This window comes from Paraburkholderia sp. IMGN_8, from assembly GCF_038050405.1.
Classification (GTDB): Bacteria; Pseudomonadota; Gammaproteobacteria; order Burkholderiales; family Burkholderiaceae; genus Paraburkholderia.
Genome location: NZ_CP150901.1, coordinates 3,451,185 through 3,471,248, shown reverse-complemented (window position 1 = coordinate 3,471,248; position 20,064 = coordinate 3,451,185). Strand labels below are relative to the sequence as shown.

General features: G+C 62.2%; 20 protein-coding genes and 1 pseudogene. 9 read left to right on the top strand and 12 right to left on the bottom strand.

Annotated elements, in window-relative coordinates:
• Positions 1 to 52: 52 nt before the first annotated feature.
• The 3 genes from WN982_RS36705 (at position 53) to WN982_RS36695 (ending at position 2,584) form a co-directional block, all read left to right on the top strand.
• On the top strand, positions 53 to 289 hold the full coding sequence (locus tag WN982_RS36705; protein WP_341316876.1) for a DUF2783 domain-containing protein: 237 nt from the start codon (positions 53 to 55) through the stop codon (positions 287 to 289).
• A gap of 182 nt (positions 290 to 471) precedes the next feature.
• Positions 472 to 1,800 carry an MFS transporter gene (locus WN982_RS36700; protein WP_341316875.1) on the top strand — a complete coding sequence of 443 codons (1,329 nt, stop codon included), beginning with the start codon at positions 472 to 474 and terminating at the stop codon, positions 1,798 to 1,800.
• 82 nt (positions 1,801 to 1,882) lie between these two features.
• The gene (locus WN982_RS36695; RefSeq protein ID WP_341316874.1) at positions 1,883 to 2,584 is read left to right on the top strand and encodes a 4'-phosphopantetheinyl transferase superfamily protein; all 702 of its coding nucleotides are present in this window, start codon (positions 1,883 to 1,885) and stop codon (positions 2,582 to 2,584) included.
• A 21-nt stretch (positions 2,585 to 2,605) separates the two neighbouring features.
• On the opposite strand, the gene WN982_RS36690 is transcribed toward WN982_RS36695, so the two are convergent.
• The 4 genes from WN982_RS36690 to WN982_RS36675 form a co-directional block, all read right to left on the bottom strand.
• Positions 2,606 to 3,436: a hypothetical protein gene (locus tag WN982_RS36690; protein ID WP_341316873.1), complete on the bottom strand. Its 831-nt coding sequence runs from the start codon at positions 3,434 to 3,436 to the stop codon at positions 2,606 to 2,608.
• 12 nt (positions 3,437 to 3,448) lie between these two features.
• On the bottom strand, positions 3,449 to 3,928 hold the full coding sequence (locus WN982_RS36685) for a hypothetical protein (RefSeq protein WP_341316872.1): 480 nt from the start codon (positions 3,926 to 3,928) through the stop codon (positions 3,449 to 3,451).
• A 119-nt stretch (positions 3,929 to 4,047) separates the two neighbouring features.
• On the bottom strand, positions 4,048 to 4,707 hold the full coding sequence (locus WN982_RS36680) for a nitroreductase (RefSeq protein WP_341316871.1): 660 nt from the start codon (positions 4,705 to 4,707) through the stop codon (positions 4,048 to 4,050).
• Positions 4,708 to 4,852: 145 nt separating this feature from the next.
• Positions 4,853 to 5,326, bottom strand: coding sequence for an Lrp/AsnC family transcriptional regulator (locus tag WN982_RS36675; RefSeq protein WP_341316870.1), 474 nt, complete (start codon positions 5,324 to 5,326; stop codon positions 4,853 to 4,855).
• A gap of 369 nt (positions 5,327 to 5,695) precedes the next feature.
• Between WN982_RS36675 and WN982_RS36670 the strand changes: the two are divergent.
• A pseudogene (locus WN982_RS36670) lies at positions 5,696 to 5,956 on the top strand (LysE family translocator); the annotation flags it as partial.
• 55 nt (positions 5,957 to 6,011) lie between these two features.
• Here the strand turns inward: WN982_RS36670 and WN982_RS36665 are convergent.
• The 7 genes from WN982_RS36665 to WN982_RS36635 all read right to left on the bottom strand — a co-directional run bounded on the left by WN982_RS36665 (position 6,012) and on the right by WN982_RS36635 (position 11,768).
• Entirely contained in the window at positions 6,012 to 6,383 is a 372-nt protein-coding gene (locus WN982_RS36665) for a hypothetical protein (RefSeq protein ID WP_341316869.1), read from the bottom strand.
• A gap of 304 nt (positions 6,384 to 6,687) precedes the next feature.
• The gene (locus tag WN982_RS36660) at positions 6,688 to 7,818 is read right to left on the bottom strand and encodes an IS481 family transposase (protein WP_341313135.1); all 1,131 of its coding nucleotides are present in this window, start codon (positions 7,816 to 7,818) and stop codon (positions 6,688 to 6,690) included.
• A 925-nt stretch (positions 7,819 to 8,743) separates the two neighbouring features.
• A complete protein-coding gene (locus tag WN982_RS36655; protein WP_341316868.1) occupies positions 8,744 to 10,381 on the bottom strand; it encodes an MFS transporter in 1,638 nt (545 codons plus the stop codon).
• 41 nt (positions 10,382 to 10,422) lie between these two features.
• Positions 10,423 to 10,707 (bottom strand): DUF3303 domain-containing protein, encoded by a 285-nt coding sequence (locus tag WN982_RS36650; RefSeq protein WP_341316867.1) that lies wholly within the window; start codon positions 10,705 to 10,707, stop codon positions 10,423 to 10,425.
• Between the two features lie 301 nt (positions 10,708 to 11,008).
• Entirely contained in the window at positions 11,009 to 11,182 is a 174-nt protein-coding gene (locus tag WN982_RS36645) for a hypothetical protein (RefSeq protein WP_341316866.1), read from the bottom strand.
• A 20-nt stretch (positions 11,183 to 11,202) separates the two neighbouring features.
• Positions 11,203 to 11,421: a hypothetical protein gene (locus tag WN982_RS36640; RefSeq protein ID WP_341316865.1), complete on the bottom strand. Its 219-nt coding sequence runs from the start codon at positions 11,419 to 11,421 to the stop codon at positions 11,203 to 11,205.
• Positions 11,422 to 11,621: 200 nt separating this feature from the next.
• A complete protein-coding gene (locus WN982_RS36635) occupies positions 11,622 to 11,768 on the bottom strand; it encodes a hypothetical protein (RefSeq protein WP_341316864.1) in 147 nt (48 codons plus the stop codon).
• 278 nt (positions 11,769 to 12,046) lie between these two features.
• Between WN982_RS36635 and WN982_RS36630 the strand changes: the two genes are divergently transcribed.
• Positions 12,047 to 14,197, top strand: coding sequence for a protein kinase (locus WN982_RS36630; RefSeq protein ID WP_341316863.1), 2,151 nt, complete (start codon positions 12,047 to 12,049; stop codon positions 14,195 to 14,197).
• A 31-nt stretch (positions 14,198 to 14,228) separates the two neighbouring features.
• On the opposite strand, the gene WN982_RS36625 is transcribed toward WN982_RS36630, so the two are convergent.
• Complete coding sequence (locus WN982_RS36625; RefSeq protein ID WP_341316862.1) at positions 14,229 to 16,172, bottom strand: SUMF1/EgtB/PvdO family nonheme iron enzyme; 1,944 nt, start codon at positions 16,170 to 16,172, stop codon at positions 14,229 to 14,231.
• Positions 16,173 to 16,530: 358 nt separating this feature from the next.
• On the opposite strand from WN982_RS36625, the gene WN982_RS36620 reads away from it, so the two are divergent.
• The 4 genes from WN982_RS36620 (at position 16,531) to WN982_RS36605 (ending at position 19,808) form a co-directional block, all read left to right on the top strand.
• Positions 16,531 to 17,016 (top strand): DUF4399 domain-containing protein, encoded by a 486-nt coding sequence (locus tag WN982_RS36620; protein WP_341316861.1) that lies wholly within the window; start codon positions 16,531 to 16,533, stop codon positions 17,014 to 17,016.
• 53 nt (positions 17,017 to 17,069) lie between these two features.
• Positions 17,070 to 17,504: a DUF4399 domain-containing protein gene (locus WN982_RS36615; protein WP_341316860.1), complete on the top strand. Its 435-nt coding sequence runs from the start codon at positions 17,070 to 17,072 to the stop codon at positions 17,502 to 17,504.
• A gap of 291 nt (positions 17,505 to 17,795) precedes the next feature.
• On the top strand, positions 17,796 to 18,080 hold the full coding sequence (locus tag WN982_RS36610) for a hypothetical protein (RefSeq protein WP_341316859.1): 285 nt from the start codon (positions 17,796 to 17,798) through the stop codon (positions 18,078 to 18,080).
• A gap of 270 nt (positions 18,081 to 18,350) precedes the next feature.
• Entirely contained in the window at positions 18,351 to 19,808 is a 1,458-nt protein-coding gene (locus tag WN982_RS36605; protein WP_341319546.1) for an efflux transporter outer membrane subunit, read from the top strand.
• The last annotated feature ends 256 nt before the right edge of the window (positions 19,809 to 20,064 follow it).

Below are 20,064 nucleotides of genomic sequence, written 5' to 3'. Positions count from 1 at the left end.
TCGCACGTAGGGCACAGCCAGCGCATCAGCAAAAAAATAGCAGGAGACAGTCATGACATTGAACACGCAACCCAATCTCGCCCGCCCAGACGATTTCTACGAGGCGCTGATTGACATGCATCGCGATCTGGACGAAGCGCAAAGCCAGTCGGCCAATGCGCAACTGATTCTGCTGCTCGCCAACCATATCGGCGATCACGCGACGTTGCTCGAAGCAATCCGGTACGCCCGTGAAGGCGCGGCCGACACCCCGGTTCGCGGCGGCGCGGCACACCCGCTGGCCGCCTGAGCCGGCGACACCGGCAACAAGCAAACGCAGTAACGCACGTGGCGGTTCGCGTCACGTGCAATCCCCCACGGTACGCGGCGCACCAACACCGCCGCATACCGTTCCAGTAGAAAACAAAAAACGCGGCGCATCAGACGCCGGACCCATCGGGTCCGTTGGACCCTCACGTTTGGAGAAGACCGATGAGCCAATCTTTCGTCCCCGCGCTCGAGCCGGGCGCATCTGCCGTTGTGCAAGACGACGTGCTGTATCGCAAGGTCTCGCTGCGGATCATTCCGTTTCTGTTCCTGTGCTACGTGGTGTCGTTTCTCGACCGCATCAATATCGGCTTCGCGCAGTTACAGATGAAGCACGACCTCGGTTTCAGCGACGCAATGTACGGTCTCGGCGCAGCGGTTTTCTACATCGGCTACGTGCTGTGCGAAGTGCCGAGCAATCTGTTGCTCGCGCGCTTCGGCGCACGCCGTACCTTTACGCGGATCATGCTGCTGTGGGGCATTGCGTCGGTCGGCATGATGCTGGTGTCGAAGCCCACGCACTTCTACCTGCTGCGCTTCATGCTCGGCGTGTTCGAAGCGGGTTTCTTTCCCGGCATCGTGCTGTATTTGACCTACTGGTTTCCGGCGCGGCGGCGCGCGGCGGTGCTGTCGATTTTCTTCGCGGGCGTCGCGGTGGCGGGTGTGCTCGGTGGTCTGGTGTCCGGCTGGATCATGCGCGACATGGGCGGCGTGATGGGGCTATTCGGCTGGCAGTGGATGTTCGTGATCGAAGGCGCACCGGCCATCGTGCTGGGTCTGCTCGCCGCGTTTTATCTGGTCGACGGGCCGCAGCATGCAAAGTGGCTCAACGCTGCCGAGAAAGCGCAACTGATCGCGCAACGCGATGGAGACCGCCGTCCATCAACGGACGCGCATTCGTCGCGTGCTTTCATGCAGGCACTGCGCAATCCCCGGGTCTATCTGTTCGCGTTCATCTATTTCTCGCTGACCTGCGCGTCGCTGACGCTGAACTTCTGGATGCCGCTGATGATTCGCGACTTCGGCATTCACGACGTGCTGGCGATCAGTCTTTATACGGTGATTCCGAACGCCGTCGGCGCGGTGGGTCTGATTCTGATTGCGCGCCACTCGGATCGTCGCGGCGAACGCCGCCGGCATTTTGCGGTTTGCACGATGGGTGGCGGCATCGCGCTTTCGCTCTTGACGCTGCATCTGAGCAGCTTCCCGGCCATGCTCGCGATTCTGTCGCTGGCCGCCGTGCTGATCTTCGCGGCGCTGCCGATTTTCTGGACCGTGCCGTCGGGCTATCTGTCGGGTACGGCGGCGGCGGCCGGGATTGCACTGATCAGCAGCATCGGTATCACGAGCGGGATTGTCAGTCCGTGGGTGATCGGTCAGATCAAGACGCACACCGGCAGCATGGACAACGCGTTGTATCTGCTGACCGCGCTGCTGTTCGTCAGCGGTGTCGCTTTACTGCTTGGCGTGCCTAAAGAAACCAGGGGTGTCTGAAAGATCGAACGGGTTTGGACGTCATATCGGGTAAAGTCGCGCTATTGTCTTGCGACCTCGCGTGTGACGCCTGAATTCTGCGATGCATTTCGTCGACCCTGTTCTCTTACCGCATGAAGGCCCGTCCGACGTTTCGTTGTGGCGGGTCGATTTCGCTTTCAATGCGTCACTGGACGACGCCGCTTTCGCGCCGCTTAGCGATGACGAGCGCGCCAGAGCCCGAGCTTTTCGCCGTCACGAGGACGCGCTTCGTTTCGCGACGGTGCGCGTGGTGCTGCGTGCGCAACTCGCGCAGCAACTTGGCGTCGCGGCGCACGCCGTCCGCTTCACGCTCGATGCAAACCGCCGTCCCCATATCGCCGATTCCGACGCGTTCGATTTCAACGTGTCGCATGCGGGTGCGCATGGACTTATCGCGATGTCGCCTTGCCGGCGTGTCGGCGTCGATATCGAACAGCACAGCGACACATTCGATTGGCGCACGATCGCGTCGTTGACGCTCGATGAAAGCGAAGCGGCGTGGATCGAGCACCTGGACGCTGCGCAGCAAATCGCCGCGTTTTACGACGCCTGGGTCGCTAAAGAAGCGCTCGTTAAAACAACCGGTGCAGGCATCGCACGCGGTTTGCAGCATCTGACGGTGCTGCCGCGCGACAGCGCACAGGTGACGCTGCGCAATCACATCCCGGACGACATGCGCGATATTGCAGCGCGCTGGATCGGGGCGCCGGAAGCTTATGCCGCATGTGTGGCGTGGTCGGTCTCAGCATTCGTCGCGCAATAAACCAGCGCGGCCCCAGCGCATCTACGCGCCTGTGCCTGTGCCTGTGCCAAATGCTAGAGCCTTCGGCCAGCCAAACGCCTGCACTTGCGTGACCGGCTGCGCGAGCGCAACCGCCGCGCGAATCTTGCCCGCCATCGGCAGATCGAGCACATGCCAGCGACCGTGCTCCGCCAGATCGAATGCGCACGATGCGGCATCGTTCAACACCAGATCCAGATCGATATCGACAGGCGCATAGCGCAACGCGTTGCACAGGCTGCTATAGCGCGCACGTCGTCGTGCACCGTCCGGCGTCTCGTCGGGCGCTGTGCCTGGCGAGGGCACAGCGACGCCCAGACCCAGCGTCGCCGACGCAATGCCGATCACGATCCAGATGCCGCCGTAGGCGATCTCGATGGTGATGCCGCGGCCGTCGTGAGGATGACGCGCGCGCAGCTTTTCGTTGCCGTCGTCCTGCAAATCGACGGCGCGCGGTGCGCAGTCGAACAGATTCGCAACGATCCAGCGCACCACCACGCGCGCGCTGATGAAGCGTTTGCGCAACGCGGCGTTCGGATGCAGCCGGGCGCGCTCGCGTTCTGTCTTCGATAGCCAGCTATCGCCTTCCTGCACCGGTACCGGCAGCCATTCACAACGGAACTGCCACAGATGCAGCTCGCCCGCGCGCGGCACGGCGACGGTCCGCGGATAGTGGCGCGTCAGCGGGTGCGTGACGAATTCGGGCGCGGCCGCACTGACGATAGCGTGAGCCGCTCGATCAGACTGAGCGGCGAGCACAGCGCGCGAGCCGATGTTGTCGTGCACGCGCGGCGATGCGGGGGACGCCAATTCCAGCTCCAATTCCAATGGCATGGGCTTGGGTCCTCAATGCATATACGTGACGCAGCGCGCTTGCACGTTGAGTTCGAGACCGGCGTCGAGCAGATCGATGGCGAACCAGCGGATCAGCTTCAACACCCCGCTAACGGCCGGCGCGGGCAGCCATTCGGTCAGCATGCACAACGCGGCGCCGCTATGGGTCTTTTGCAGCAGCGCGATGGTTTGCAGAATCACGGCTTCGTCTTTGCCTAGATCGCTGGCGCAGCGGCAGCGCATGTCGAGCGGACGATAGGAGACGTGCATCAGCGAACGCATCAGCAGATCGAAGTGTTCAATGCCCTCTTGCCGCAAGCCCACGCCGGTCAGGATGTCGCGCCAGTTCACGCCGCTGCGCACCGTCTCGCAAGCCGGGCGCAGCCACGTACGCACGGCGCTCAGGACCGTGCGGTCGGGGGCGTCGGTAGTGTCGATGGGATGATCGTCGATCAGTTCGGGACGGCTGCTGTATTGAGAGCGGAAGTTCATCGATGCTCTTGAATGGACACGGTCCAATGAGTCGCGCCGGCCTGATTGGATGAGTGCCGCGTCGCAGGCCAGCGCTGTTCGCATGCGACGGATAGGCGATGACGCAACGCTTGCTTGCGTCAGGTTCGTGCCGGCTGAAGCGGGCGCCATTCGCGCACGTGCTCGTTGCGTGGCGGACGCGCCGTTTTTTGCTCGGGTGTTTTCGGCGTGCCGACAAAGAGGAAGCCGAGCAGCCGCTCGTTCGGCGCAAAGCCCAGTGCGTCGTGCAGACGCGTTTCGTAGCTGTCCGCTCCCGTGGACCAGAAGCCGCCGTAACCGAGCGCATGGATCGCGTTCAGCATGTTCATCGTGGCCGCGCCGAGCGCCAGCAGTTGCTCGCTCTCGGGCACCGTCGGATGAGCCGAGAGCGCCACGCCGAGCGCGATCACCAGCGGCGCCGCGTAGGCCTTTTGCCGCCGATGCGCATGCGCTGAGCGCGGCTCGCCGGGCGAGCGGGCGCAGGCGAGGTCGACGAGCACGTCGCCGAGCTGGCCGCGCGCGTCGCCGCGAATCGTGACGAAGCGCCACGGCCGCAAATTTCCGTGGTCGGGCGCACGCAATGCGGTGTCGAAGATCAGATCGAGCTCGGCGTCGGCCGGACCCGGCTCGACGAGCGGCCAGTGAGACTGGCGCGACAGCAGCACCTCAAGCACCGCTTTCGCGTCCGGTGCGATGGTTGTCTCAGGCGGCGTGGCAACTTCAGTTTCGGATTCGGGACAACAGGCGTCTGGCGTGATCATTATTTCGTCCGGCGGATAGCACGGGCTCCATGATGATCGAATTCATTATTTAATGCAAATGATTCTCATTTAGACGAAGGTGCAGTGCCGGCCGCTTGCCAGAGGCGGTTGCGCGGCGCCTGAGTCAGCGCAGCGGCGGGATGTGTCACACCTGCACGGACGGGATGCTCTTCATACATCGCAGCGCGAACATCGAGCGGCTGTGGCGGATGCCGGCGATCTTGTAGAGCTTCTCCCGCAAAAACCGCTCGTAGCCGGCGGTGCCGTCGACGGCCACCTTGACCAGATAGTCGTAGTCGCCCGACACGAGATAGGCCTCCAGCACTTCGGTCAGTGTCGCCAGTTCGGCGCCGAAGCGGGCGAGGGCGTCGTCATCGTGACGGTCGAGCGTGACTTCGAGCAGCACCACGTCCGCGAAACCGAGCTTCTGCTGATCGAGCAGCGCGACATAGCCGCGAATGTACCCCTCGGTTTCCAATTGACGCGTGCGGTTCCAGCATGCGGTGGTCGACATGCCGACCAGCTCGGCAAGTTCGGCGTTGCTCAGGCGCGCGTTTTTCTGCAATTCGCGCATGATCTTCCGATCCTGGTTGTCCAGTGGACGATTTCGGGTGGCCATTGCATTTACGGAAGGATGTTCGTAGAAATGCCATTCTAAAAGAAGATCGTCCTGCAATCGACCTTCCGGTCTATTGCTTTAAGAAGCCTATCCAGCATGGGACTGGGTATATTTTGAGGGTGCTTTCATGCCCGGGACAACCGTCCGGGCCGCCGGTGTCGAGCCCGCGGCCTTGCGCGGCTACAAGCTGCCATCCGGTGTCTCGCTGCCTTTACAGGAAGGCGGCCCGCGGGCGATTTCCGGCGTAACCCGCGCCGGAAGGCGCGCTCGCCGGGCATGGACGCATTTTCCTGACCGAATGCTTGCCGGCACGACCGTCCGCACACCGTCTTTATCGACATTCGCTCGCAGCGGCCGCGCGCATTGGCAAAGCAACTGCTGTTTTTTTCATCGTTTTTCCCGCAGTTCATCAGTGCGCCTTCGTACGATTCGCACTGGTCCGCGAATCAGCAATATCTGCTGCTGGCGAGCACATTTGCGCTGGTGTTCGCGTTGGGCGTGGCGTCGACGGCGGTGTTTTCGCGCCGGTTGCGCGCGGTGCTGCAACGGCCGAAACGGCTGCTTGCGGTCAATCGTTTGATGGGCCGCTTGCTGGTCGGCATGGGTGCGTGGACGGCGGCGGTTCGCTGATTGAGTGACCTGCGTTAGCTACTTACGTGGCCCGCCGGCTGCATTCGGAGGACGCTCAGGTTGTTTGCGTGGGCGTTTTGGCCGCGCTTTGTACGACGACATTGCGATAGACGTCCCGGCAGAATTGCATGCTGCTGTCGTGTGTGCCGGTGACGGCAGCCGTTATTTGCACGGCCTGCTCGTCGGACGGCGGCATGGATGGATTGATCAATGCGGCGTCGATTGCGAGCGGATCGGTGGCGGATGCGCGCATGATGCCGATGCCCTTGATCGTTACCGAGAGACAAGGGTCCGCCATTTGTGGACCGTGCGCGGCGGCGACATTGAAATTGATGTTCAGTGTCCAGAAGCCTTCATGAATGCCCTGATGAATGATTACCGCCTTCACTATGTCCTGATGTGACAGCGTGTATTCGTTGCTTGCCATCGGTCCCTCCTTGCTCGTACGCGGCATGCGCGGGCATATCTGGTGTTCGCGCGGAATCGCCGGTCTAGTTTTACGCGCCTATTTCTGCAGTGCAAGTGGGTTTGCTCGCGCAATATGGAAAGGGGCGCCCGTGTGGGGGCGCTGGGGCGAAGTTTTTGTTTGCCTACGGTGTTGCCTTTCCTTGATTTGTTAGTGGTTTATTAGCGTCGCCCCTGTGCGGGGCAGGCACTTACTTTCTTTGCCGCCGTGTATAGACCGGGGACATGATTGACAAACGTGCGGAGACATCGTTGACACTTTATGGTCAGTGATTCTCGCTCCTCAGGTCAAGGGTGAGGATGCGGTGATGTGCAAACCAGAATTCAAATACGCCGTCTTCGCCCACCTTTGCGCGTGCCGCAACCGGCAGTCCATAAAGTGCGTTCGAGACCTTAAGTTTCCGTCCCTTAAAGCGTAGCTGGCCATCTGACCTGACTCGTAGCACCACGTCGTCCGGGCCGTATTCAGGCTCCTGCAGGATCGATGGATACGCCCGGGGGCTGGGCTTGTAACGGCTGACCGGCGTGTCCATGCCAATCGCCTCGTGCGGACGTTCGCAGTTATACACGGTGCGCCAGCGGTCCAGTTCCTGTTGCACGTGCTCCTGCGTAGCGAAGCTTCGTCCGTTCAGCACTTCAGCCTTCAACGTACGGTGAAACCGCTCATCCTTGCCATTGGTCTGCGGGTGATACGGCCGGCTGTAGCTGATACGGATACCCAGCCGGATCAGCCAGACGGCCAGCTCGGTAAGCTGCCCCGGACTGCTGGGCGAACCCCACGGCGAGCCGTTATCGGTGTTGATGCGCAACGGCAGGCCGTAGTGCCCAAACGCCTCACGTAATCCCGCCTGCACGGTCGAGGTGTCCGTCGGCCCGCAGGCACGCAGCAGGATGCTGAAACGCGAGTGGTCGTCCAGCACCGTCAGGGGGCTGCAACGCTGCTTCTGGAGGGTATCGAAGTGACCCTTGAAATCCATCTGCCAGAGTACGTTGGGCTGCTCGTGTTCAAAGCGCTTCCACGGTTCGCTCATTGCTGAATCGGTCGGCAGGATCAGGTTATGCCGGTGCAGGATGTCGGTCACGGTGCTGGGCTGCGGCACCGCCTCAAAGCCCAGATCCTGCAGGCGCCGACTGATCTTGCGCCCGCCCCAGCGCGGATGGGCCTGGCGCAGCCGCACCACTTCCTGCTCCATGGCAGCGGGAGTCTTCAAGGGGCTGGTGGCTGGGCGCCGTGATTGATCTGACAGCGCGTTCTCGCCACGCTTAAGCCATTTGTAGCCGGTCTGCCGGCTGATGTTGAAGCGCTGGCACAACTCGGTGATCGTCAGGGTGTCCTGACTGGCCAGATGAACAAATTCCTGTCGGAGGCTCATGGTGTCTCTTGCGTTCCAGGGCATGGTCGGGACCGGGCGTTTTAATACCCGGAAGTGTCAACCATGTCCCCGCACACCTGTCAGCTATGTCCCCGGTCTATACACCGCCGCAAAGAAAGTAAGCAAAGAAAGCGGCTCAAACCGCCAATTCTTAAGCGGGTCCCCTGGCTTGGAGGAGGTAGTGGAGCATCTGGAATCGGTGTTCTCGCGCACTCCGCGCTGGTGACAAGGCAGTCATACTTCCGGCGGCGCTGCGCGTGCCGACGCGGTACTTCATAAAACCGTCGGGCGCTTCCGGTGCCTGCGGTTGTTCAAGCGTCATGGCTCGCGTTTGCTGTGCTAGCGTAACTCGCGGCTGCGTTTGGCTCGGCGCAGTGACCCGCAATTCCACCACTGCGTTCCGTTTAGCGAAGTGGCTCGCACTTCCACAGTTCAACGCCTCGCCGAGGCGCAGCCGATGGCTCCACCAAACCAAAACGAAGCCCCTGGTTTGCCTGACAGACCGTTCAGGCGAGCACGCAGTGCGAGGCGGGAAGGATGATGCCGGAGGTGCCAATCTGCTATTGGTGTTGGGAAGTACCGCTACGGCGCGCGCAGCGCCGCCGGAAGAATGACTGCCTTGTCACTTACGCGGAGTGTGCGAGAACACCGATTCCAGATGCTCCACTATCCCCTCCAAGCCGGGGGACCCGCTTAAAAATTAGCGGTTTGAGCCGCTTTCTTTTGCCTACTTTTCTTTGCGGCGGCAAAGAAAAGTAGGTGCTCCCCCGCACAGGGGGAACGCTAATAAACCAATATCAATTCAAGGAAAGGCCAACGCTGTAGGCACACAGCTAAAAAGCGCCGAGCAGGCAGACAGCACAGGGGGAACGCTAATAGACCAATAACAAAACAAGGAAAGGCCAACGCCGCAGGCACACAGACATAAGCACCGCAACAGCGTCCCGATCTATAGTGCGTTACTTCTCGCCGGCAACGCGTCCGCTTCCGCCTGCGCGTCCGTCAGCAGGTCAGCTTCCGGATAAGTGATCCTCACGGGCGGCACGAACCACGCGAGGCATAGACCCATCAGTGCGGCCGCGCCGGCCACCAGAATGCCGATATGAATCGACTGCACCAGCGCGTCGCGCGCGGAATTCATCATCGCGTCGCCGGCATGGCCGGCACTCACCAGACGATTGATCAACGCCGCCTGTTCCGCGCGGTCCACCAGCAACTCCGGACTGGCGAACGATTTGAACCACTGCGTCGCCTGATACGAATCCAGCGATCGATGCACGCCGCGCGTGTACAGATGCCCGAGCAACGCCCCCGTCATCACGGTCCCAAGCATGCCGCCGAACGTGCGCAGCGATTGCAGCAGCGCCGTGGCGGCGCCGAGATGGTCGCGCGCGACGATTTGTTGTGAACAGATCGTCAGGCTAGTCGCCACCAGACCGAGTCCGAGTCCGCTAATACCCATGCACGACATCCAGATCAGATGCGGCTCGTTGCCCCTGAGCGCGACCACGCTCAGACACGCGAGCGCCGATAGCGCAAAGCCTGCATACATGATCGCATTCGCGCGACGGATTCGTGTGACGATACGATTGTTCACGACGCTGCCGATGGTCGTGCCGAGCAGCAACGGCGTGATCAGCATGCCCGAATCGTGTGCAGACATTGCATAGCCGCCCTGAAACAGCAGCGGCACGTAAAACACCAGCGAAAACAGTGCAAAACCGCCGAGCACCGACATCGCCAGGAGCGGGGCGAGCTTGCGATCCATCAGGATGTCCACTGGAATGATCGGGTAGCCGATGCGTCGCTCCCACAACCAGAGCGTCAGCCCGCAGATCGCCGCCACAATGCTCAACACGACAGTCATCGTGCTGACGCCCTGCCTTGGAAATAACTCGATCAGCAATTGCAGCGAACCGAACGTAACGGCCAGTACACATGCGCCGAGCCAGTCGAGCCGCACTGGACCGCTACGCCGCAGGTGACGCAGCGGCGGCAGAAAGCGCCGCACGAACAGCAGCGACACCAGACCGACCGGCACGTTGACGAAGAACACCAGCCGCCAGCCGCTGTATTGCGTCAGCATGCCGCCGAGCGTCGGGCCGACCATATTGGCCACGCCGAACGCGGACGTCACGAACACCAGCCAGCGCAGTCGCAGCTTCGGATTGGGGAACAGATCGGCAACGGTGGCGAATACCGTGCCGATCAGAATGCCGCCGCCGATACCTTGCACGCCGCGCGCAATCACAAGGAACAGCATGCTGGTGGCGACCCCGCACAGCACCGATGCACAGGTGAACAACACGATGGCGGCGATCAGAAACGGTTTGCGGCCGAACAGATCGCCGAGGCGGCCGAAGATCGGAATCGTGATCACCGACGCCAGCAAGTACGACGTCGCGACCCACGCGTACAGGTCGAAGCCCTTCAGATCCGCGACGATACGTGGCAGCGCGGTGCCGACGATGGTCTGGTCGAGCGCGACCAGCATCGCGACGAACGCAATGCCGAGCATCGCCAGCAGCGATTCGCGAAACGGCAGCAACTGTCCGCTGGGAAGCGGCGTGGCCTGATCCGGCGTCATGACGTCCTCCACGGCAAGTGAAGACGGACGTATTGGTGTGTTTATTTGCGCGCTGCCTGATCTGCGGCCAATACAGCACCCAGATCTTCGTCAGTCATTGCCGGTGAGATGGTCATCGACAATAGATCGCCCCATTCGAGCGCCATCGTCGCGAGCGGGCGCGTATCGTCCGCTTCGACGATCGCGACGCCATGCAAGCCGCCGGTCGCGTGCCAGCGCCCGAGCAATTTGACGCCTTCCGGTGGCTTGCCGCCGGTTTTCATGAAGCGCTCGATCACGGACAGTTCCGCCGACGGCAGGCCATTCCATTGCACGATGAATTTCATTGCGGATCTCCAATGTGAATTGGCGATGCCGGCTCGTGGTGGGCTGCCATCGTCGCAAGCGTTGCGCGGCGCTTATGTATGACGCGTGTTGCGACGCTTCTGCGCCAGCACGCTGCAAGAAGAACAGCATGCGCTGTTCGCGAGCGTCATAAGACCACGTGGCGTCTTAACCATCATAGTTGACGGGGCAGCGGCTATCGTCGCCGCACGCGGACATTCAATAGGCCTATTAAACAATGACCCCTCCGTGAAAAAAGCGTGGAGGGGCCGTTTGTTTCCAATTACGGGCGTCTCGCGCGTCCTACAGGAAGGATCCTTTAATACGGCCTTCGAAAATGGCGGTGTTGATGTCCCCGTCGTCGACGTGGCCTTGGGCGCCATTGTCGATAGTGACGACGGAGCGGCCGCCGCACAGATGCTTAATCTGGTGCGGAACAAACGCAAACGGCACGCGAGTCGAGCGCGTGCCGTTCATGCGAACGTCCGGGCCGGAGTCTAGCCGCGCGACGGTTTGCGCGGCACAGCCATGTCGGCGATTGCCTGGTGCGCTGCGGGAAAACCCGGTGGAAACTCGACGACGCGCGGTGAGCCTGGCGCCGGTTGCGCGGCAAAACTCAAGCGCGCACCGATCCGCGCTCCGCCGACGATTGCAGCCATGGCCTGGCGGTCAAGTTCGACGCTCTCGGTGAGGTTCTTGATGACGAGCTTTGCCATGGTGGCTCCAGAGAAGAACACGAGTCGGCCGCCGGTTCGCTTCGATGGAGCGATGGTTCGGCGGCCGCCCGGGTCGAGTCGTGAAAGTGTGCTGAGGTCTCCTCGCACCTACCAGTATAGGAAATCTGCTTGCGGCCCGCCTGTTGCATACCAACAATCTGCAGTAGGGAAGTTCCCCAGTCCTTCGCTACTGCGCGGCGTCAAACGTTGACGTTGACGATGCCGCCAAGGCCTGCCACCGACGGTAGGCCGGGCACGCTGCTGACGGTGCCGCCGACCACAGCTTGCATCGTGTGGCGGTCGAGCTTGCGGGTGCGGGACAGATCGCGAATCATGAGGGATGACATGGTGATTCTCCAAGGGTACGCGGAAGACGGGCATGATCGGGGCGAAGCGCGCGATCCGTGGATGATGGCGCGCGCCCAACAGGGCGCCGCATGCTGTTGGATATCTCGCGACATCGATATGGCGTGCCCGCAGCGGGGCAATCCTGGTTTGCGAAAGCGTGGGTCCGGGGCTAGTATCGAAGCGGCACATGTAACTGGTTACGACAGGTTTTTTACTAGCCCGACTGGCTCCGGTCGCATGCGACCCGGTCCAACGGCAGCGGCGGCACTTCGCAAAAATGGCTAGCCTTGCGCATGTGATTCGCGACTTTCAGAGCGGCGAGCTGTCACGCGACGAGTTCGTTGCTCAACTCGACAGCACGTTGACGACCGAAGGGCTCGGTCCGACGCAGCTGCTGGAGGTGCTTGGCACCGCACATCGCAAAACCCCGCTGCCCGACGATCTGTACGCGGAAGTGCGGCGGCGGATCGAACAGTTGCGTGTCTCCAACGTGGCGGCGGGCGGCGAGGAAACCGGCCTGCAGACGGCGATCGAGATTCCGTCCGAGTCGTCTGCGAGTTCCGCGAGCGCCTCGAGCTCATCGAACGCCGCAGGCGCGGCAGGCGGGATCAACCCCTCGGGGCACGACCAGGTCAAAGGCACCGGCGACACGCTGAATAACCGCTTCGTTCTCGAGGAATGTCTGGGCGTCGGCGGGATGGGCACGGTGTACAAGGCGCTCGATCTGCGCAAGCTCGAAGCTTCGGATCGCAAGCCGTATGTCGCAATCAAGGTGCTCAACTTGCAGTTCCGCGGCAACCCGAACTCGCTCGTCGCGCTGCAACGCGAGGCGCGCAAGGCGCAGGTGCTGGCGCATCGCAACATCATCACGGTGTACGACTTCGACCGCGATGGGCCGATCGTCTACCTGACGATGGAGTATCTGACCGGCAAGCCGTTGAGCCTGTTGTTGCGCACGCCCGGCTACAAAGGCATGCCGGTGCGCGCCGCGCTGCCGATCGTGCGCGGCATGTGCAATGCGCTCGCCTATGCGCACGAACACGGCTTCGTGCATTGCGATTTCAAACCCGCCAACGTGTTCCTGACGACCAGCGCGGAAGTGAAGGTGATCGACTTCGGCATCGCGCGCGTCTTCCAGCGGCCGGAGGAGGAGACCGACGCAACCGTCTTCGATCCCGGCAGCCTCGGCGCGTTGACGCCCGCGTACGCGAGTCCGGAAATGCTGGAACATCTCGAGCCAGACCCGCGCGACGACATCTATGCGCTCGGCTGCATCACCTACGAGCTGTTGACCGGCCACCACCCCTTCGATCGACTGTCGGCGACGCAGGCGCGCAGTGCGGATTTCAAACCGCAGCGGCCCGCCAATCTCGACACGAAACAATGGCGCGCGTTGCGCGCGGCGCTTTCGTTCGATCGCAACACGCGCATGCCGAGCGTGGCGCGCTTCATCGCGGAGTTCGATAACGAAGCGCGTGCCGAGAAGTCGGGGATGTGGGTGAAGGTGGGCTTCGCGAGTTTGGCTGTGTTGTGCACGGCGGTTGTCGGCGTGTTGGCGTTCCGGTCGTCGCAGGACCGGCAAGGCGGGACGCCGGCGGTTACATCGGCTTCGCAGCCTTTAGCGGATCAGGCGGCTTCGGCGGCACCGCCTGTGTCCACGGCAACGGTGGCGAGCACGCCTGAGCCGGCTCCAACTGCCGGGCCGCCCGCAGCGCCACCCGTCGCGCAACCCCCGCCCGCGCCCAAGCCGGCGCTTACGTTAGCCGCCGTGGCGCCGGTACTGGCGCAGGTTCCATGTTCGGCGCTGGCCGGTTCGGCACACGACCACTCATTGACGGTGCGCGGCTACGTCTCGCAACGCTACGGCGCCGCACATCTGAAGGACACGCTGGCCGCACTGCCGGGCGTCGACACGCTCGCGCTCGAAGTCGAGCCGCTCGCCGACGACAAATGCGACACGATCAAAGCGCTCGCTCCGTACTGGACCCGCAACTGGCAAGCCGGCCACGTCGCGGCGCTGCATGTGCGCCCGCCCGGCGGCCAGTTGAGTGAAGGCGATCCGCTCGTCGTCGACGTGACGACGCCTGCTTACGACTCGTACGTGAACCTCGACTACTACCAGCTCGACGGCAGCGTCGTGCATATGGTGCCGAGCCCGCGCGCGAAGGACAATCAGGCGCCGCCGCGCTACGCCGCGACGATCGGCAGCGCGGGCGACTGGATCATTTCGAAGCCGTTCGGAACGGAGATGGTGGTGTTGTTGATTACGCCGGCGCCGCTATTCGACAAGCCGCGGCCGGAGAGCGAAGCGCACGCCGACTATCTGCGCGCGCTCGACACGCGCCTTGCGCAAATCGCCGGCAAGTACGGTCAGGACCACGTCGTCGCCGATTTTGCGCAGATCACGACGAAGCCGCGCGCGCCCTGATTCGTGCGCAAGTTCATCCGCGGCACCTGAATCACTTGAGTTCCTTGACGACCCTGAAGCCGTCCTGCGACTGGCGCACGCTCGCGCTGTATTTGAAGCGCGTCGCGCTGAGCATGTAATTCGCGCCTTCGCGCCACGAGCCACCGCGAATCACGCGCATCTCGCAGCCTGGCGTATCCCACGCATGGCCGTCGGTGGGTGCGCTCTGGTACGAGTTGTGCCAGCAATCGCCAACCCACTCCCAGACGCTGCCGTTCATGTCGTACAGGCCGAGTGGATTCGGCGCGAACGAGCCGACGCTCTCGGGGCCTTCCTTGTGCCACGGCTCGCCGCAATCCTTGCAATTGGCGTTGCCCTTGCGCATCTGATCGCCCCACCAGTATTGCGTGGTGGTGCCGCCGCGGTCCGCGTATTCCCATTCTGCCTCGGTCGGCAAGCGATACGTTTTGCCGGTCACTTTGCTGAGCCATCTCACGTACTGCTGCGCGTCGTCCCAGCTGAGGTCGCGTGCCGGTGCGTTCTTTACGGAATTGGATTCGGGCGTTAGCTTTTGACAGGCGTTGGCGTCGGCGCACGCGTTCCACTGTTCGACTGTCACCGCGTATTTGCCGATCGCAAACGGCGCGCCGATGGTTACGTGATGGACGGGTTTCTCAGAGGGATCGTCGGTGTTGCTACCCATCGAGAACGAGCCCGCCGGCACGGCGATCATGATTGGACAGGTGGCGCAATCGCGGCTCTCGTTGGCGTTGGCTGGACGTGCTGCGGGTTTTTGCGCGGCTGCCGGCGCGGTGATAGGCGCGGTTGCAGGTGCGGGAGTAGGCGCAACGGGTGTTGGCGTGGCCGTCGAGCGCGGGTGTTCCGGCGGCGCTGCGCTGGCAGGCGCGGCTGGCCGCGCGGCTTGCGGTGCCGGCGCGGGCGCGCTCGTTGGCGCGGCGGCGCGCAACCGGTCGATGCGCGCATGGGCGAGCGCGGCAAAGCGGCCATTCGGATAGGCCTTCAGATAGGCTTCGTAGTCGCTCGGGTAGTTGCTGTCCTTGATCGAATTCCAGAACGTGATTTCGTATTGCTCGCTGCTGTCCTTCGGCAGGATGCCGCGGCTGTGCAACCTGACAACCGGTTCAACGAGTGTGGCGGCCGTGAGCTGCGCGGCTGCGAAGCCGAACGAAGACACGGTCAAACGAAAAGCCCTGGACAACGATGAAACCATCCATGGGCTTTGCTCACCACCGGTGTCCTTGTGAACCTCTGCCGCGATGCGTTGAAACAAGCCAGCGAGATTCTGCGACGGAGCGTCGGCAAGGGCACGCAGCAATGCGCTCGTATAGACGCCATGACGCACGCCGTCTGCTGCAAAGCCGCCCGGCGCTGTTGCGTAAGCAAGCAGCGTATTGCCGGGAAGCGCATACGCGCCGGGCGTTGCGTGAGCCGCGAACGGATCGTTCAGGCACGTATCGAGGATCACGAGATTCAACGGATCGGCGCGCGGCGCGCGCATCGCTTGCAACACGGTGCGCAAGTCGACGCCTTTGCCAATCAGCCGCGCCGGTGAGCGCATGTCGATGCCGGCCGGGATCAACAGCGTCTGCCCGCCGGCTTGCATGCCATGTCCCGCGAAATAGAAGAGCCCGACACCGCCTGCCTGCAGACGTTGGCGGAATTCGGCGATGGCCTGTTGCATCTGCGGCGGTGTCGCGTCGATACGCATGATGACGTCGAAGCCGAGCGAGCGCAGTTGATCGCGCAACGCCTGGGCGTCGCGTGGTGCATTCTCACGAAGCGGATTTGTGTCGTTGCCATACGCGCCGTTGCCGATTACGAGCGCGATACGCCGGGAATGGTCTTTGTCCGGCAGGTCGGCCGTCACAGCCGCGACGCCGGCCTCCGCGCCGTTACGCTGCGCTGCGGCATACGCGCCGCTCCAATGCACCTGAATTGCCCCGGCCATGCACACCAGCAGGAATATTCGCCACATATTCAAATCCTGTTTGTTCCGGACAGAACATAGGTATTCGACGACCGCGACGCCGGCAGCGGCTGTTGAAGCGCATCACACGGGGCATCAACGCTGCTGTCGGCCATTCATCGACAAGCTATAAATAACGATAGCACGCGATTTGCGGGTCACAACCGTCCGTGTGTCGTCATAAGGTTAACGAGCGTGTCGTTTCTTTTTGGCAAGTTACGTCCTAAGCTAAATCACCAAGTAACGCAGCACGGCCTTTGCATGCCGCGGCCGTCCGACCACGCGTGCGCCCGCAAAACCAGCCGGAGCGCGCGGCCCGCGTCTCGTGCAACAAAGGCGCCCGGGCCACTCTTTGGGAGAGTGGGCAATGCGAATAACCTTCACACCGGGCGTGCTCAACACACGGCATCGGGTGCGCGCGCGGTCTTCCGTTCTCCGCACCGCGCTTTTCACCCTGCTCGGCATCGCGGCGCTGTCCGGATCCGCGCTCGCCGAGCAAACCGCATCCGTGCCGGGCGCCGAGGAGTACATCATCTGGCCGCCGGACGGCGCGGTGATTCACGGCGGCAAGCTGTGGGTGCGCATGGGGCTGCGCAACATGGGCGTGTGTCCGAAGGGCGTTGTTTTTCCCAACACCGGTCACCATCATCTGCTGATCGACACCGATCTGCCGCCGCTCGACCAGGAAATCCCGTCGGACCGCAATCACCTGCACTTCGGCGCGGGCGAGACGGACGCGCGCCTCGAGTTGCCGCCGGGTAAGCACACGCTGCAGCTCCTTCTCGGCGACCACAACCACGTGCCGCACGTGCCGCCCGTGTATTCGAAGAAGATCACCATCAACGTGCAATAAGATTCGCGCGACCCGTTGATTCAACGCGGGTCCGTCAGGACGGAGAGCCTTTCATGTACAGGAACATCGCGATCGCGGCGCTTGTGACACTGGCTGCACTGACCTCGCCGAACCTCGTCCTGGGCGGCACGACGCCTGCGCCGGCCGGCGCGCATGCATATATCGGGTATCCGAACGACGGTCAGGTGGTGCCCGCCAACAAGCCTTTTCGCGTGTGGTTCGGCTTGCGCTTCATGGGCGTGGCGCCCAAAGGCGTCAAGTATCCGAACACCGGACACCACCACCTTCTGATCGACACCGACCTGCCGCCGATGGACCAGGAAATTCCATCCGACCGCAACCATCTGCATTTCGGCGCGGGCGAAACGGAAACGATGATTCAACTGGCGCCCGGCAAGCACACCTTGCAGTTGCTGATGGGCGACGCCATGCATATCCCGCACAATCCCCCGGTTTACTCGAAGAAGATCACGGTCATCGCGCGGTAACGCTGCGCGTAGGCATCGCCGCGCGGCGTGGCGTCCACAGTGTCTCGTTCCGGCCAACACGGCCGCGCGTGTTGTTGGTTGCGATCCACCATTTCCCGCTCGGCGCTTTACCGCCATCTCGATGCACTTAGCGGGACCGTATCCCGCCAGCCCTTTATCTATGGCCTTTCTGCAATTTTCTTAGGATCGGAAACCAAAACTGGCACAGCCCATGCGTGAGTGACGGTCGAGCAGACAAGTTGTTCGAACCCAACCGCAAGACTGTGCTGTTCCCCTTCCAGGAGATCTACCATGAACACGCTGACGATCAAAGACCTGTCCATCACCGAACAACTCGACAGCAAGGTCATGCGTGCCGTGCGCGGTGGTTTCGGCTACGACTATCCGCCGTCGTGGTACTTCAGCTTCGCGCCGGTGTATGCACCGGACAACAGCAAGAGGGTCGACGCCACCCAACTGATCAACACGACGATGAACATTCAGAACGCGAACGGCAACAACGCAGCGTTCGATGTTGGCACCACCACCACGATCAACCCACATGTGAGCAACAGCAACAACATCTACATCGCCTGATCGGCGCAGGCCGCCGCGGAGGCTAGCCGGCCTCCGCGGGCCGCGCAACAGCGGTTCGTCAAAAAATTTCGCCTTCAATCGTTCTTTTCACACGACCCCCGCACCGTACGATCCCCGCGCCAACTTTCTTGCACCGCTTCGATGGTGAAGCCGGGCAGGACATGCTTTACTTGAAGAGCGCGTTCTCCTCGTGCAGCGCAGCCGGCGTCATCGGAGAAAATCGTGTCAGCGTTGCTTGATTCATCGGTCCGTCAGCGCTTTTGCAATTCATTGGCGCAGTGCGGCGCGGCATTTCAGCCGTCGGGTGCGAAGCGCGTTGCCGCGGCGATACGAGGACTCGGCGCCGCGGCTTCGTGCGCACTGCTGCTGTGCGCGTGTGTCGACGTCAGCATGCCCGATTACAAGCGGCCCGACACACCGGCCAAGGCGTCATGGTCGGATCAGAAGGGCTCGCCGGTGTTGGCGGCCGCGACCATCGAACCCGACTGGTGGAAAGGCTTCCACGATCCCTATCTGGACACGCTGATCGCGAGAGCGATTGCGGGCAACTTCGACATCAAGGTGCTGGCCGCGCGTATCGACGTCGCCGGCACGCAGATCGGCGAGGCGAAAGCAGGCGCATTGCCGACCATGGATCTCGGCGCAGGCGCCGATTTCGAAAAGACCACACGCCAGACTTTCTCCAAACAGTACAACGTCGCCACCCAGGTGAACTGGGACATCGACATCTGGGGCAAAGTGGAGAAGGGCGTGCAGGCGCAAAAGGCCGAGTTCCATGCGACCGAGGCGGATTGGCGAGCCGGCTATCTGGAACTGGTCTCGAACGTATCGAGCACCTATTTCCAGATCCTGCAATTCGACGACCAGATCGACCAGCAGCAGAAAACGCTCGTCACGAACAAGCAGATTCTCACGATCTACGACGGCCAGAGCCGCAACGGTCTCATACCGCAGACCCAGGTGTTGCGTCAGCAAGCCGAGATCAACCGCTTGACGAACCAGTTGCTCGAACTGCGCCGCTCGCGCGATCTCGCGAACAACGCGCTATGCACGCTGCTCGGCGTGCCGGCCGGCGAATTCCAGCTGCCTAAAGGGCATTTGCAGCAACGCGTGCAACTGCCTTCCGTGCCCGACGGTTTGCCGGCGCAACTGCTCGCGCGGCGCCCCGACGTGGTGGCCGCCGAATTCAGAGTGCTGGAATCCTACGATCTCGTCGGCCAAGCCAAGCTCGCGCAACTGCCGACCATCAGTCTGACCGGTCACGGCGGCACCGCCAGTTTCGCGCTGACCGACCTGCTGAAATCGTTCACGTTCGGTTTCATGCCGAGTATCAACATTCCGCTGCTCGATCCCGGCGTGCGAGCCCATGTGAAGGTCACGCAGGCCCAATCGACGGTGGCCGAACAGCAGTATCGCGTCGCCGTGATGGGCGCGTTCGAGGAAGTGGAAAACGCGCTGGTCAATCTGAATTCGCACAAGGAGCAACGCGTGCAATTGAAGGAGCAGGTGTCGCGCCTGCAAATCGTCGCCGACCAGATCCAGGCGCAACTGCGTCTCGGTGTGGTGTCGCAGCTCGAAGTTTTCGAAACCGAACGGACGCTTCTGGAAGCGCAGCAGGCGCTGCTCGCGAACCATCAGTTGATTCTGTCCGACACGGTGCTGCTCTATAAAGCGTTGGGCGGCGGCTGGCCGAGCGTCGACGTGCAAGCGCAAGCCAAGGACAAATAAGGCGCAAGTAAATGAACACTGAGCTAATCCGCGGCGTGACGTGCAGCGTGTGGAATTCAGGCTGCACGTCGCGCGTTTATTGCCCGCTTATTGCCTCTACTACCGACGATCTGAAAATTGACACCCGCCATGTGTGACTTAAAATCGTTAAAGGGCCGACGTTTGAGCGGCCCGTTCGAACAATATCTATCCGCCGCCGTCGTCCGATTCCTCCATTTACATTGCGTTCTCGCCGCGGCGGGTAAACGCTTAGTGA